Below are 13,651 nucleotides of genomic sequence, written 5' to 3' on the forward strand. Positions count from 1 at the left end.
CTCACCGGTTATTCGAGAAGGTGAAAAGCGATTGCAGCGCATACATCAGCCGGTCCAGCAGGAAGCCGATGATCCCGATGGTGAAAACTGCCACCATGATTTGCGCCAGACTGACCGATGACCCGTTCTGGAACTGGTCCCAGACGAATTTGCCAAGGCCGGGGTTCTGCGCCAGCATTTCTGCCGCGATCAGCACCATCCAGCCCACACCCAGGCTAAGCCGCAACCCTGTGAAGATAAGGGGCAGGGCAGAGGGCAGCACCAGACGGGTGATTTTGGTCCATGTGTTCAGCTTCAGCACGCGGCTGACAGAAATCAGGTCGCGGTCAATACTGGCCACACCAAGGGCGGTGTTGATCAGCGTGGGCCATAGCGAGCACAGCGTCACCGTGATGGCCGAAGTCAGAAATGCGCGCGAGAACATGCCGTCCTGCGTGACATAAACGGCTGAAACAACCATCGTCACAATCGGCAGCCATGCCAGCGGGCTGACGGGTTTGAATATCTGGATCAACGGGTTCAGGGCTGCATTCGTGGTGGGCGACAGGCCCGCCGCAATGCCCAGCGGCACGGCAACAATGGTCGCAATCATGAAACCGAAGAAGACTGTTTTCACCGATGTCCAGATCTGGTCGTAATAGGTGGGTGAACCGGTATAGGTGCGTTCGCGCACACGGTCTTCCTGACCGGCGGCAATGAATTCGGCATTGCGTGCGGCCTGGCGTTCCATGAACGCGCTTTCGCGTTCGCGTTCCGCCACATGGTCGGCGTGTAGCACGCCCACCTGTTCCCAAACCTGCACAGGGCCGGGAATAGCCCCGAGCGAGGTTTCAACCTTCGGGGCCAGATTGCCCCAGAGCAGCAGAAAACCAAGGATCGCCAGCAGGGGCACCCCCAGCAATTGCCATAATTGTTTGCCCTGTGCCTTGGGGTTGTCGCCTGCCAGCGCCCGCAAAAGTGGCGTCATGAACGACAGGCCCAGAACCTTGAACCAGCCATCCAGCTTGTTGATGCGCGTGAACAGGCGCGCGCGACGTTCTGCCTGAACTTGGGTGGGATCGATTGCAGTCATATCAAAAACTCCTTGCCTGTGGCCGGTGCGGGGCCTTAGCCCTGCACCTCTGAACCGACGACGCTTTGTTCGCCCTTCAGACCAATCGGCAGACTGTCGATATAGGCGTTGGGGGTGCGGCCATCGTAGGGCACGCCGTCAATGGCGTGATCGACCACATCGCGAAAGCCGTCGCTGCCGAAGGGAAAGGCGTCTGCCGGTGCCAGCCCGTCATCGACCAGTGATTGTGCGGCCTCTTCAAACAGGTCGGACAAAAAGACGCTGCGCGCGGTCTCAACATACCACTCGTCGCTTTTTGCTTCTGTAATCTGGCCCCAGCGGCGCATCTGGGTCAGATACCACACGGCATCAGACACGAAGGGGAAGTTGGCGTAGTCACGGAAAAACACGTTGAAATCGGGCACCGGACGCACATCGCCCTGCTCGAATTCAAATGTACCGGTCATGGAATTGGCCAGAACTTCCGGATCAGCCCCCACATAGTTCGTGCGGCTGATGATCTGCACGGCCTCGTCCCGGTTGGCGTTGTCATCTGCATCCAGCCACATGGCCGCGCGGATCAGCGCGCGGGTCAGGGCGCGGACGGTGTTGGGGTTGTCTTCGACAAAATCGGCGCGCAGGCCCAGAACCTTTTCGGCGCGCATGGGAAAGATATCTATATCCGTCGCGACCGGCACGCCGATGCCCATGGCAACAGCCTGCTGGTTCCATGGCTCGCCGACGGTATAGCCCGAAATCGTGCCTGCCTCCAGCGTGGCGGGCATTTGCGGGGGCGGGGTCACGGACAGCTGCGCTTCGGCACCGATCTGGCCGCTTATATTGTCCGCACTATAGTAGCCCGGATGAACGCCCCCGGCCGCAAGCCAGTAGCGCAACTCGAAATTATGCGTCGAGACGGGAAAGACCATGCCCATATTGAACGGGCGGCCCTGATCGGCGAACGCTTCCAGCGCGGGGCGCAGGGCTTCGGCGGAAATGGGGTGGACGGGCTTGCCGTCCGCATCTGACGGTATGGCAGGGCGCATCAGGTCCCAGACTTCGTTCGACACGGTCGTGGCGTTGCCGTTCAGGTCCATGACAAACGGCGTGACGATATGGGCGGATGTGCCAAAGCCGATGGTTGCGGCCAAGGGTTGGCCCGCCAGCATATGCGCGCCGTGCAGGTTGCCGTCAATCACGCCGTCAATCAGCACTTTCCAGTTGGCTTGCGCTTCAAGCGTGACGAAAAGCCCTTCATCTTCGAAATAGCCGCGCTCGTATGCAATGGCGAGCGGGGCCATGTCTGTCAGCTTGATGAAGCCCAGTGTCAGGTCGTCGATTTCAGGGAATGTGTCGGCTTGCAGGGACGCCGCGCCGAATGCGGCGATGATAGAAGTGGATGCGAGAAGCTTGCGGATCATGGTGATGTCCTCTGGCTGTGGCCTGAATTTGGGGGCCGAAACGAAAAAAGCCGCCGACCGGTATCGCGCAGGAAGCGCAATCTGGTCAGGCGGCTGTGCCCATAAGGGTTCATCGTTGAACCCTGATTTTACGAATCGGCATCCTTGCCGCTTCGGTTAAGTTGATCATTAAAAGCACGCGGCGCGAAAACAACGCAAAACCTGAAGAAAAGCGGCCATTATGCTGGTGCAGCAATGTTGTGCTGAAAAAATCAGCGCGATTTCCGGCTGGAGTCGAAAATCTGTCCATCAAAAAAAGCATCCGGGGCAAGGATCATCTGGCCACGCTCGGATGCGACCGCCGTGGGGTGGTGCAAACTGCCTTCCAGTTTTTCAGATGCGCCGGGAAGATCGGCCCCCGCCGCGCGCAAATTCTGGCGATACAGATCCGTGCGGCATATGGCCTTGGCTTCATCAACACATGTGGCGGTATCAAGCCCGTGGCGTGCGGCCAGCTGTGCTGCGAACCACGCCGCCTGCGACCGCCATGGAAAACTTGCCGCCCCGTCAAAAAAACGGATCATGTCGGGCACCCGCCGGATTTCACCCTTGGGGGAAATGACCATTTCACCGCGCAAGGCCCTGTCCAGCACTTCGACAGGGGCGTTCACATATTCGGGCTGTGCCAGAATTTCCGACGTGACAAGGCGGTTTTCAGGCACGCTTAACCATTTGGCCGCCCGCCAGATCGCGCGCATCAGCCGTCCTGTCAGTGCTGGGTTTTCACACACCCAGTCATGGCGCGCGGCCAGAACCTTTTCAGGGGCCACCGCCCATATGGCGCGGCTGGGCAACAGCAATGTGCCTGCGCCCAGTTCCACCGCGACCGACCCCCAAGGCTCGCCAACGCAGAACGCGTCCACTTCGCCGGCGGCCAGCGCATCTGCCATACGCGGCGGCGGGATGGTGCACAGTTCATAGTTCAGGCCGGTATTGCGCAGCCAATAGGTGACTAACTCGACATGGGTGGAAAACGGAAACGGCACGCCGATACGCAAGGGACCATCAACCACCCTTGCAAGATCGGTTGCCGCCTGCCGCGCATCAGTAAACGCGAAATCATGGCCCGCCGCGCGCAGCCTGTCGGCAAGCATTTGCGACACGCCGATCACATCGCCATTGATGGACAGCACCTGCAAGATGTCCAGCCGCGCCACCGCACCACCAAGGCCCAGCGCCATCGCCACCGGCACAGGGGCCAGCATCTGCGCGGCATCCACCTGCCCCCAAAGCAGCATATCGCGCAGGCTGGACCACGACGGCGCGCGCTGCAAATCCAGCCCCAGCCCTTCGGCTTGCGCAAATCCCATTTCATGCGCAACGACAATCGGCGCCATATCCAATAGCGGAACAAAGCCTATACGGCATGTGGTCAGGTTCATGACAACAGCCCCGCTGCGGTGACAAGGGCGCTGGCAACTTCGGCCACTTTGCGACCCTGATCCATCGCGGTTTTGCGCAACAAGGCGTAGGCTTCTTCCTCGGTCAGGCCGCGCGCCTTCATCAATATGCCCTTGGCGCGGTCAATCAGCTTGCGCTCTTCCAGCGCGCGGCGTGTTGTCTCCAACTCGACTCGCATGCGGCGGAACATCTGAAACCGCGCAATGGCGGCATCCATCACGGATGCCACGCGTTCGGGCTGCAACCCGTCGACGACATAGGCGGATACGCCCGCCTCGATGGCCTGTTGGGTCAGGTCACGGTCCGTGCGGTCAACGAAAAACGCAACCGGCCGTTCCATCGGGCCAGAGGCAAGCGCCATTTCTTCCAGCGTGTCGCGTGACGGGTTGGACATATCTATCAGCACAATGTCGGGGGCAATGTCGCACACCCGCCGCGCCAGACCCGACGCCTCGCCAATGACAGTCACCTGATGGCCCAGCGGTTGCAGGCTATCAATCACCAGCCGCGCGCGGGTTTGGTCGGGTTCTACAATGACGATGTGAAGTTTCATGTCTGACACTTGTTGATCTGCCCCTTGCAGCCCATGAACGGGGCAGCAGGGCAAGGCCATCAGGGGGAAAGTCAGTTCTTCAGTGCGATGTTGACCAAAAATTCGGCAAATGCAGGGGCGTTGCCAGCTTTATGTGCATTCTGATGGGCGCGGTTATGCCGGATGGCCGAAAACCAGACACTGAAGCCCGAAATTGCAGGTATCTGCACCGGCTTGTCGACCGCCCCGAAACGCATAGTGATCCGGGCTGACGTGCTCAGCAAGTCATTGGACATTATCCGCTCGGGCACGATAGAAGATAAACAGCATGAAACATGCGCCACGCGGGCCGTTCGAGCGCAAAACGCCTAACGACAGAATGAATCAGGGGAAAGCGACTAATGAAGATTGCGATGATCGGGACGGGGTATGTTGGTCTTGTCTCTGGTGTTTGTTTTTCGGATTTCGGGCATGATGTGATCTGCGTTGACAAGATGCCCGAAAAGATCGCGCGGCTGGAGTGTGGAGAGGTGCCGATTTACGAGCCGGGCCTTGATGCCGTAATGGCGCGCAATGTCGCGGCGGGGCGGTTGCGTTTCACCACCGATCTGGCCGCCGCCGTTGATGGCGCGGATGCAGTGTTCATCGCGGTCGGCACGCCAACGCGGCGCGGTGACGGGCATGCGGACCTGACCTATGTGATGGCCGCCGCCGAAGATGTGGCGCATGCGCTGACCGGGTACGCCGTCATCGTTACCAAATCGACGGTGCCGGTCGGCACCAACCGCAAGGTCGAAGCGGTCATGCGTGCGGCAAATCCGCAGGCGGAATTCGATGTGGCCTCGAACCCGGAATTTCTGCGCGAAGGTGCTGCAATCGACGATTTCATGAAACCCGACCGCGTGGTTGTGGGTGTTGAATCCGACCGCGCGAAAGCGGTTATGGGCGATGTCTATCGCCCTCTGTTCCTGCGCGATTTTCCCATTGTCTATACCGATCTGGAATCGGCCGAGATGATCAAATATGCCGCCAACGCCTTTCTGGCGACCAAGATCAGCTTCATCAACGAAATCGCAGCACTATGCGAACGTGTGGGCGCCGATGTCAAAGCGGTGGCCCGTGGCATGGGGCTGGACGGGCGCATCGGCAACAAGTTTCTGCATGCAGGCCCCGGCTATGGCGGGTCGTGCTTTCCCAAGGATACCAGCGCGCTGGCACGCATCGGGCAGGAACATGGCGTGCCGCAGCGGATTACCGAAACTGTGATGGCGGTCAATGATGTGACCAAGCGCCGGATGATCGACAAGGTGATGGACCTGTGCGGCGGGTCGGTGAATGGCAAGACCATCGCCGTTCTGGGCGTCACGTTCAAACCCGAAACCGACGACATGCGCGATGCTCCCTCGCTGACGATTGTGCCCGCGCTTGTGGGCGGCGGCGCGCTGGTCCGCGTCGTCGACCCGCATGGCCGCAAGGAAGGCGAAGCGCTCCTGCCCGGTGTTCACTGGGTTGAAGACCCCTATAGCGCCGTCGCGGGGGCCGATTGCTTGCTGATCCTGACGGAATGGAACGAATTCCGCGCGCTGGATCTGAAACGGCTGGCAAATGCCATGGCAACCCCGCTTCTGGCCGATTTGCGTAACATCTATTCGCGCGCGGACACGATGGCCGCAGGCTTTACCGGGTATGAGGGGGTCGGGCGTTGAAAACTGCCTTTATCACGGGTGCTGCGGGGTTCATCGGCTTTCATCTGGCGCGGCTGTTGCTGGACGAAGGCTGGACCGTCCACGGCTATGATGCGATGACGGATTACTATGACGTGACGCTGAAAGAGCGGCGTCTGGCCATTCTTGCCGCCTATCCGCATTACCACATGACCCGCGCATTGCTGGAGGATGGTGACACGCTGTCGGACTGCGTGAAGGGCGCGCAGCCCGACATCATCGTTCATCTGGCCGCTCAGGCAGGGGTGCGCTATTCCATCGACAACCCGCGCGCCTATGTCGATGCCAATATCGTGGGCACTTTCAACCTGATGGACGCAGCCCTTGCCGTGCGGCCCGCGCATCTGCTGATGGCCTCGACCAGTTCCGTCTATGGCGCGAATACCGAAATGCCCTATGCGGAAACGCATAAAGCCGACACGCAGATGTCATTTTATGCAGCCACCAAAAAAGCGAATGAGGCAATGGCCCATTCCTGGGCGCATATCCACGACCTGCCGATCACGATGTTTCGTTTCTTTACAGTGTATGGCCCGTGGGGGCGGCCCGATATGGCGTTATTCAAGTTCACCAAGGCCATTCTGCACGACCAGCCCATTGATGTATATAACCACGGAAATATGTGGCGCGATTTCACTTATGTGGATGATCTGGTGCGCGCAATCCGTCTGTTGTTTGACGCGGTCCCCGGCACAAGCGCGCAACATGCCAGCGACAGCCTGTCGCCGGTTGCGCCGTTTCGCGTGGTCAATATCGGCAATTCCGACAAAATCCGGCTGGAAGATTTCATCGACGCGATCGAAGCGGCCACGGGGCGCAAGGCAATCCGCAATTACATGGACATGCAACAAGGTGACGTTCCCGCCACATGGGCCGATGCAAGCCTGCTACACGCGCTGACCGGTGCGCGCCCGCAAACTGATTTTGTCGAAGGCGTGCGGGCGTTCGTTGATTGGTATCGGACGGAATATACAGATGACGCTTGATATATAAGTATGTTGCTAACCGAATTTAATAAAGTTTAACGGCGGCGCGTCATTCCCCATACTCATTTTCCGCAGGCAGGCTGGGAACATCTGTGCAAGAATCCAATGCCCCGCACGACGACGCGCGGGGCATTGGGCATCATTCTTCTGTCAGTTTTTTATCTTCGCGCATCTCGAACCACATCGCGTTCATGACGGCGAACATGGCGGCCAAGGGAAGGCCGAGTAACCATGCGAAATACCACATTGTCGTTTCCTTTCAGTAGGCGTTCTTGTTGGAGGTCAGCTCGTTCTCATCCACCTTGCCCCAAAGCACTTTGTAGACCCATGCCGTATAGATCAGGATGATCGGCATGAAGATAACCGTGCAGACCAGCATGATGAACAAGGTCAGGTGCGATGAAGACGCGTCCCAGACTGTCAGCGACGATTTCGGATCGATTGACGACGGCATGATGAACGGAAACATCGTCAGCCCGACCGACGATATTACCCCCGTAATCCCGAGTTTTGACCACAGCAGCGCCGACACCTCGCCGCCGCGCGCCAAACCGCGAACGGCCAACGCCATGCCGGCAAAACCCATGACCGGCGCAATGATGGCCCAGGGCCGGACGGTATAGGCCGCCAGCCACGACCCTTCGCGCAGGACTTCGGACATCAACGGGTTGGACGGGCCATTGGTCACCACCTCGCCCACCATGACAAATCCGGAAATGCCGAATGCCAGCCACAGCCCCGCCAGTGCATAGCCCGCAATCGCCACGACCCCGGACCAGAACCCGATACGGCGGGCGCGCACCAGAATGGCAGGCGACTCGGCCTTGACTGCCAGCCATGTCGCGCCATGTGCCACCAGCATCGCCAGTGACACGACACCGGCCAGTAACGCGAAGGGATGCAACAGTTGGAAGAAGCTTCCTTCATATAACGAGAACAGGTTATCTGTCAGCCGGAAGGGCGCGCCCAGCAGCACATTGCCGACGGCCACGCCGAATAGAAGTGCGGGCACTGCGCCGCCCACGAACAAGGCCCAGTCCCATCCGCCCCGCCACCGTGCGGACTCGCGCTTGGAGCGATACTTGAACCCCACAGGCCGCAGGATCAGCGCAGCCAGCACAAGGAACATGGCCAGGTAAAACCCCGAGAAGCTGACCGCGTAAAGCGGTGGCCATGCGGCAAATATCGCGCCGCCGCCAAGGATGAACCAGACCTGATTGCCTTCCCAGACCGGACCGACTGTGTTGATGACAAGGCGCCGTTCCGTGTCAGTTTTGGCAACGAAGGGCAACAGCGCGCCCACGCCCATATCGAACCCGTCCGTCAGGGCAAAGCCGATCAGCAGCACCCCCAGCAGGCCCCACCAGATCAGGCGCAGGATTTCATAGTCGATAAGTTGATGCAGGATCATCTGTCTTACTCCGCTGGTGTGCCAAGGGGCACATTGCCGTCATGGGTGCGCAGCCGGTGAGCGTGGCGTGCCATGGCGATTTCAGTCTCGGTTACGTCCTGTTCCGGGCCTTTGCGGATGTATTTCAACATCAAGGACATTTCGATCACCAGAAGCACAGTGTAGAAGGCGACAAAGCCCACAAGCGTCAGCGCGACAGATGTGATGGACAGGTGACTGACCGACATGGCCGTGGGCAGGATGCCATCCACGGTCCAGGGCTGGCGGCCATATTCGGCCACGAACCAGCCCATTTCCGCAGCGATCCATGGTGTTGGTATGGCGAACACAGCCCCCCACAGCGCCCAACGCGGGTAATCGCGCTTGCCGAAATTGCTGCGGATGAAGAAAAACAGCATCACAGCGATGAAAGCAAAGCCAAGCGCCACCATGATGCGGAACGCCCAGAACAGCGGCCAGACAGTTGGTACAGTGTCATCGGCGGCCTGCAATATCTGCGCTTCTGTCGCGGTGCGCGGGTCGTCAGTGTAGCGCAGCAAAAGGAAGGCATAGCCCAGATCTGCGCCATGCAATTCAAAGGTTTCCAGCACATCTGGCGGCGTGGCGTCACGTTCTGCGCGAATTGTCATCAGTGCGTCATAGGCAATGATACCAGCGCGGATGCGGTCTTGCGATTCCAGCACCAGATCGTTGATGCCCGGGATTTCCTTCGTCAGCGAACGCGTGGCGATCAACCCCATCGCATAGGGGATATGGATCGCATAGTGGTTCTCGCGGGCTGCCTGATCGGGCAGGCCCACCAGCGTGAAGGAGGCAGGTGCTGCTTCGGTTTCCCACATCCCTTCCATCGCGGCCAGCTTCATGCGTTGTGTATGCGTTGCACTGTAGCCGGATTCGTCGCCCAGCAACACGACCGACAGCGCCGCTGCCAACCCGAAGCTGGAGGCAACTGCGATGGACCGGCGCGCCATTTCCACATGACGGCCTTTAACAGATACCACGCCGAGACACCGAGCACGAACACCGCCGCCGTCACGTAGCCTGCGCTGACAGTATGGACGAATTTCGCCTGTGCAACCTCGTTGAACAGGACGGCATAAAAATCTGTCATCTCCATGCGCATGGTCATTGGGTTGAATTCAGCGCCGACCGGATTTTGCATCCAGCCATTGGCGATCAGGATCCACAACGCCGAAAAGTTCGACCCGATGGCGACCAGCCAGCCGACGATCATATGCTTGACCTTGCTGAGTTTGTCCCAGCCAAAGAACCACAAGCCCACAAACGTCGCTTCAAGGAAGAAGGCCATCAACCCCTCGATCGCGAGCGGGGCACCGAACACATCGCCGACATAATGGCTGTAATAGCTCCAGTTCATGCCGAACTGGAATTCCATCGTGATGCCAGTGGCCACACCAAGGACGAAGTTGATCCCGAACAGCGTGCCCCAGAACTTGGTCATCTGCCGCCAGATCACGCGGCCGGTCATGACATAGACCGTTTCCATGATGGCGATCAGCAGTGACAGGCCAAGCGTTAGCGGCACGAACAGGAAGTGATACATGGCTGTCATCGCGAATTGCAGGCGCGACAGCTCGACGATCCAAAATTCCATATCTCTTGCTCCAGTATAACGGGGGAATTACCCCAATAATGCTGCGAAAATTGCCTCTGTAATGAATTTTACACATTGATCTGGATCAATAAGTCGTAGCAAAATTACGACTTATTGCAGGGAAAGGGTGCGGTCTGCTGTCGCAGTCTCGCGCAGGTGGTGGCTGGCCATGATGATCATGGCATCGGGCAGAAAGGCGCGCAGCCCTGCCAGCACCTTATCGGCGGTTGCGTCATCCAGCCCCTCGGTCGGTTCATCCAGCAACAGCAGCGCAGGGCGGCGCAGGGCCGCGCGGGCCAGCGTCAGGCGCCGTGCCTCGCCGCCCGACAACCCGTCCCCCCTTGGGCCAAGGACCATGTCCAGCCCGCCGCGCGGACGGATCACAGCGGCAAGCGCCACGGCATCCAGCGCCGCCCACAGATCCGCATCAGTGGCTTCGGGCTGCGCCAGCAACAGGGCATCGCGCACCGTGCCTGCCATCAGGGCGCTGCGCTGGGGCAGATAGGTGACGGCGTTGCGCAGCGCCTGTTCTTCCCAGTCCTGCACGGGCAGCGCACCCAGATTTATCGTTCCTTCCAGAACGGGCACCAGCCCCGCAATGGCTTGCAAAACGGTTGACTTTCCGCATCCGCTGGGACCAGTCAGGGCAAGGGTTTCGCCGGGTTTGATCGAAAATGCCAGCCCGCTGACAATGGCCGTCTTTGTTCCCGGCCGCGCAACGCAGATGTTCCTTATACTCAGGGTTTCAACGCTTACGGATCGTCCAACGTGCGCCGCAGGCGGCACCGTCAAAGTGCGGCGCACACGGCGCGCGGCCTCGCTCATGCGGCCCAGTTCTGCGATGGCGCGGCGCAGGGGCGCGACAGTTTCCGCCAATGCAAGGGTTGTGAAAAACCCAAGCGCCGCAATGGCGGGTGCCATCGGCCCGTGTGTCACGGATACGGCCCCGATCCACAGCGCACCGCCCGCCATAAGCGTGGCAAGCACCGATTGCGCGGCCCCGGTGCGGCGCTCAACCCGGTCAAGCGCGCGGCGCAGGCCGGATTGGCGGTTCTGTGCGGTCTGCGCGAATTCGGCCTGATCGCGCAACCGGCCATAGGCGGCCAGCGTGTCACGGCTGCGGATCATGTCGATCATCCGAGCGCGCAGGGCCTGCATTGCGGCTTCTGCCTTGCGCGACAGTGGCACGGATTGCCGGGCTGCGCTGGCCAGCACCAGCGCAGTGCCGCCCAGCCACCCGATTAGCGAAAACAGCGCCAGTGGCAGGTTGACCAGCCACCAGAGCAGCGCAAATGCAAGCGCCTGCGTGGCAATTGCCGCAACAAGTGGCAAAACCAAGCGCAGCGATATACCGTCAAGCGCGTCGATATCTGCGGTCAGCCGCGCCAGCGCCTGCGGGCCACGCAGGCGGGCAAGCTGCGTGAACGGCGCTGCCAGCACTGTGCGCAACACGCGCAAACGCAAGGTTTCCAGCGCGCGCAATGTCGCGTCATGGGTCAGCATGCGTTCCCCATAGCGTGCGACCGTCCGCCCCAACGCAAGAAAGCGGATTGTGGCAGACGGGCGGAAAACATCGAACACGGCCCCTATACCCAGCAGCCCCGCCGCCGCAGCGCCGGTGATGAACCACCCCGACACCCCCAACAGGGCTGCCCCCATGACAAGCACTGCAAAACTTAGCGCCGCACCGCGCAGCAATGCCTTGCGCTGGTCGCGCAGGATCAGCCGGAATATGAACCAAAGCGCGTTCATGCCGCACCCCCAAGCCGGATGATCCGGTCCATGTGCCGCGCAAGTTTCATGTCATGGGTCGCCACGATCAACGTGGTCCCGCGCGCGGCCTCCATCATCAAGGCGTGCGTGATCAGCGCCGCAGTTGCCGCGTCCAGATCGGCGGTCGGCTCGTCGGCCAGAATAACGTCGGGGCGCGCGAACAGGGCGCGGGCCAGCAGCACGCGGCGCCCTTCGCCCCCCGACAACCCCGCGCCGGTTTCGCCAAGCTGCGTGTTCAATCCTTGCGGCAGGCCAGCAATCACCGGCGCAAGGGCGGCCCGTTGCAGCGCGTCCTTCATATTACCCGCCTCCGGCCGGCCCATGTCGATATTGCGCCGCAAGCTGGCGTTCAGGAAATGCGCGGCCTGCGGCATCCAGCCAACGCGCCTGCGCCAGCCATCCGCACTGGTGTCATCCAGTATATGCCCCGCGACCATGACCTGCGCGCCCGGCAGGTGTAGCAAGCCCGCCAGCAGGCGCAGAATCGTCGTCTTGCCCGCGCCACTGGGACCGACCAGCGCGACGCGTTCGCCAGCTTTGACAGACAGTTCAGGCAAGGCGATACCTGACGGAAGTTGTGCGGCACGCAGCGTCAATGACGGCAGGCCCGGCAGGGGTGCGGTATTGATACCTGCCCCCAGCCGCTTGGTGGCCAGGTTCCCATGCCACGTCTCATACTCCTCGGCCACGGCATCGGCTGCGGCCTTGTCATGCCATGCAGCGGCCACATCGCGCAAAGGCTGGAAGAACTCGGGCGCCAGCAACAGCAGGAAAATGCCTACAGCCGGTGACAGCGGCGCGCCCCATGTGCCAAACGTCACCACATCCAGCAGCGAAAACCCCACAAACACCGCCACGAGCGCCACCCCAAGCGCTGAAAATAATTCCAATACCGTGGAGGACATGAAGGCAACGGCTAGCACCGCCATGGTGCGACGGCGCAAATCATCCGCTTTTGCGGCAAAACCCGCTTGCACGCGCGCACCTGCACCAAGGGCGCGAATATCGGGCAGCGCAGAGAAGCGCTCGACCAGCAGGTCGTTCAGACTGCCAATCTCGCTTAGCTGGCGCGCGCTGGCCTCTTTTGCGGCCCAACCGACCAGCGCCATGAACACCGGAATCAGTGGCCCCGCGACCAGCAAGACCAGCCCCACCACCCATGCATGCCAGAATGACAGAACCAGAATGACCGGCGGGACCAGCAAAACGCGCATGCGCGCAGGACGATAGCGGGTGATATAGGGGATCAGCATGTCCAGTTTTGTGCTGGCAAGCACAGCAACCGCCCCTGCGCTGCCGAACGTAGTGTCAGATGCGCGGGTCGTTTCTGTCGTGATCATGGTGTCGCGCAAGCGCGCGATCAGGGCGTGGGCGCTAGTTTGAAGCATCTTCTCGGACACATAGCCCAATGCCGCCCGCACAAGTCCAAGCAGCACGAAGCCACCGACCAGCAGCACAGGCGCAGGGCCACCGCCTTGCAACAGCCCCGCAAAGAGCAACGCGACCAAAACCGCCTGAAGCGGCCAGATCAGCGCCGCCCCCCCCGACAGAAGGCTTGCATACTGGACAGGCCGCCGCGCGTTGGCTTCCAGCGTGTTCAGTGCAGTTTGTTTTGGTGACTTTTGGCCCATAATCGCGCCCGATAAGTTGTATCTTCTGGATGAGTTATTACATTTTTTAGTAAGCCGACTTGATCCA

Annotated in this window: 11 protein-coding genes and 1 pseudogene; 2 read left to right on the forward strand and 10 right to left on the reverse strand. The window is 60.4% G+C overall.

Annotated elements, in window-relative coordinates:
* Position 1: 1 nt before the first annotated feature.
* The 5 genes from P8S53_RS05665 to P8S53_RS05685 all read right to left on the reverse strand — a co-directional run bounded on the left by P8S53_RS05665 (position 2) and on the right by P8S53_RS05685 (position 4,740).
* Positions 2 to 1,072, reverse strand: a complete 1,071-nt coding sequence (locus tag P8S53_RS05665; protein ID WP_306417833.1) for an ABC transporter permease — start codon at positions 1,070 to 1,072, stop codon at positions 2 to 4.
* Between the two features lie 35 nt (positions 1,073 to 1,107).
* Positions 1,108 to 2,472, reverse strand: a complete 1,365-nt coding sequence (locus tag P8S53_RS05670; protein ID WP_277806174.1) for a CmpA/NrtA family ABC transporter substrate-binding protein — start codon at positions 2,470 to 2,472, stop codon at positions 1,108 to 1,110.
* A 251-nt stretch (positions 2,473 to 2,723) separates the two neighbouring features.
* Complete coding sequence (locus P8S53_RS05675) at positions 2,724 to 3,893, reverse strand: CmpA/NrtA family ABC transporter substrate-binding protein (protein ID WP_277806175.1); 1,170 nt, start codon at positions 3,891 to 3,893, stop codon at positions 2,724 to 2,726.
* Positions 3,890 to 4,465: an ANTAR domain-containing response regulator gene (locus P8S53_RS05680; RefSeq protein ID WP_277806176.1), complete on the reverse strand. Its 576-nt coding sequence runs from the start codon at positions 4,463 to 4,465 to the stop codon at positions 3,890 to 3,892. The genes P8S53_RS05675 and P8S53_RS05680 overlap by 4 nt, the downstream gene beginning before the upstream one ends.
* A 71-nt stretch (positions 4,466 to 4,536) precedes the next feature.
* Positions 4,537 to 4,740, reverse strand: a complete 204-nt coding sequence (locus P8S53_RS05685; protein WP_277806177.1) for a hypothetical protein — start codon at positions 4,738 to 4,740, stop codon at positions 4,537 to 4,539.
* A 105-nt stretch (positions 4,741 to 4,845) separates the two neighbouring features.
* On the opposite strand from P8S53_RS05685, the gene P8S53_RS05690 reads away from it, so the two are divergent.
* Both P8S53_RS05690 and P8S53_RS05695 read left to right on the forward strand, forming a co-directional pair.
* On the forward strand, positions 4,846 to 6,150 hold the full coding sequence (locus P8S53_RS05690) for a UDP-glucose/GDP-mannose dehydrogenase family protein (protein WP_277806178.1): 1,305 nt from the start codon (positions 4,846 to 4,848) through the stop codon (positions 6,148 to 6,150).
* Complete coding sequence (locus tag P8S53_RS05695) at positions 6,147 to 7,154, forward strand: SDR family NAD(P)-dependent oxidoreductase (protein WP_277806179.1); 1,008 nt, start codon at positions 6,147 to 6,149, stop codon at positions 7,152 to 7,154. Before P8S53_RS05690 ends, P8S53_RS05695 begins: the two co-directional genes overlap by 4 nt.
* A 139-nt stretch (positions 7,155 to 7,293) precedes the next feature.
* On the opposite strand, the gene cydX is transcribed toward P8S53_RS05695, so the two are convergent.
* From cydX to P8S53_RS05720, 5 genes and pseudogenes are all read right to left on the reverse strand, one after another.
* Positions 7,294 to 7,401, reverse strand: coding sequence for a cytochrome bd-I oxidase subunit CydX (gene cydX / locus P8S53_RS05700; RefSeq protein WP_277806180.1), 108 nt, complete (start codon positions 7,399 to 7,401; stop codon positions 7,294 to 7,296).
* Positions 7,402 to 7,413: 12 nt separating this feature from the next.
* Entirely contained in the window at positions 7,414 to 8,565 is a 1,152-nt protein-coding gene (gene cydB / locus P8S53_RS05705; RefSeq protein ID WP_277806181.1) for a cytochrome d ubiquinol oxidase subunit II, read from the reverse strand.
* Between the two features lie 5 nt (positions 8,566 to 8,570).
* Positions 8,571 to 10,180: pseudogene (locus P8S53_RS05710) on the reverse strand (cytochrome ubiquinol oxidase subunit I).
* 111 nt (positions 10,181 to 10,291) lie between these two features.
* The gene (locus tag P8S53_RS05715) at positions 10,292 to 11,932 is read right to left on the reverse strand and encodes an amino acid ABC transporter ATP-binding/permease protein (RefSeq protein ID WP_277806182.1); all 1,641 of its coding nucleotides are present in this window, start codon (positions 11,930 to 11,932) and stop codon (positions 10,292 to 10,294) included.
* A complete protein-coding gene (locus tag P8S53_RS05720) occupies positions 11,929 to 13,584 on the reverse strand; it encodes an ABC transporter ATP-binding protein/permease (RefSeq protein WP_277806183.1) in 1,656 nt (551 codons plus the stop codon). Before P8S53_RS05720 ends, P8S53_RS05715 begins: the two co-directional genes overlap by 4 nt.
* Between the last annotated feature and the right edge of the window lie 67 nt (positions 13,585 to 13,651).

Source organism: Roseinatronobacter sp. S2 (assembly GCF_029581395.1).
Lineage (GTDB): Bacteria > Pseudomonadota > Alphaproteobacteria > Rhodobacterales > Rhodobacteraceae > Roseinatronobacter.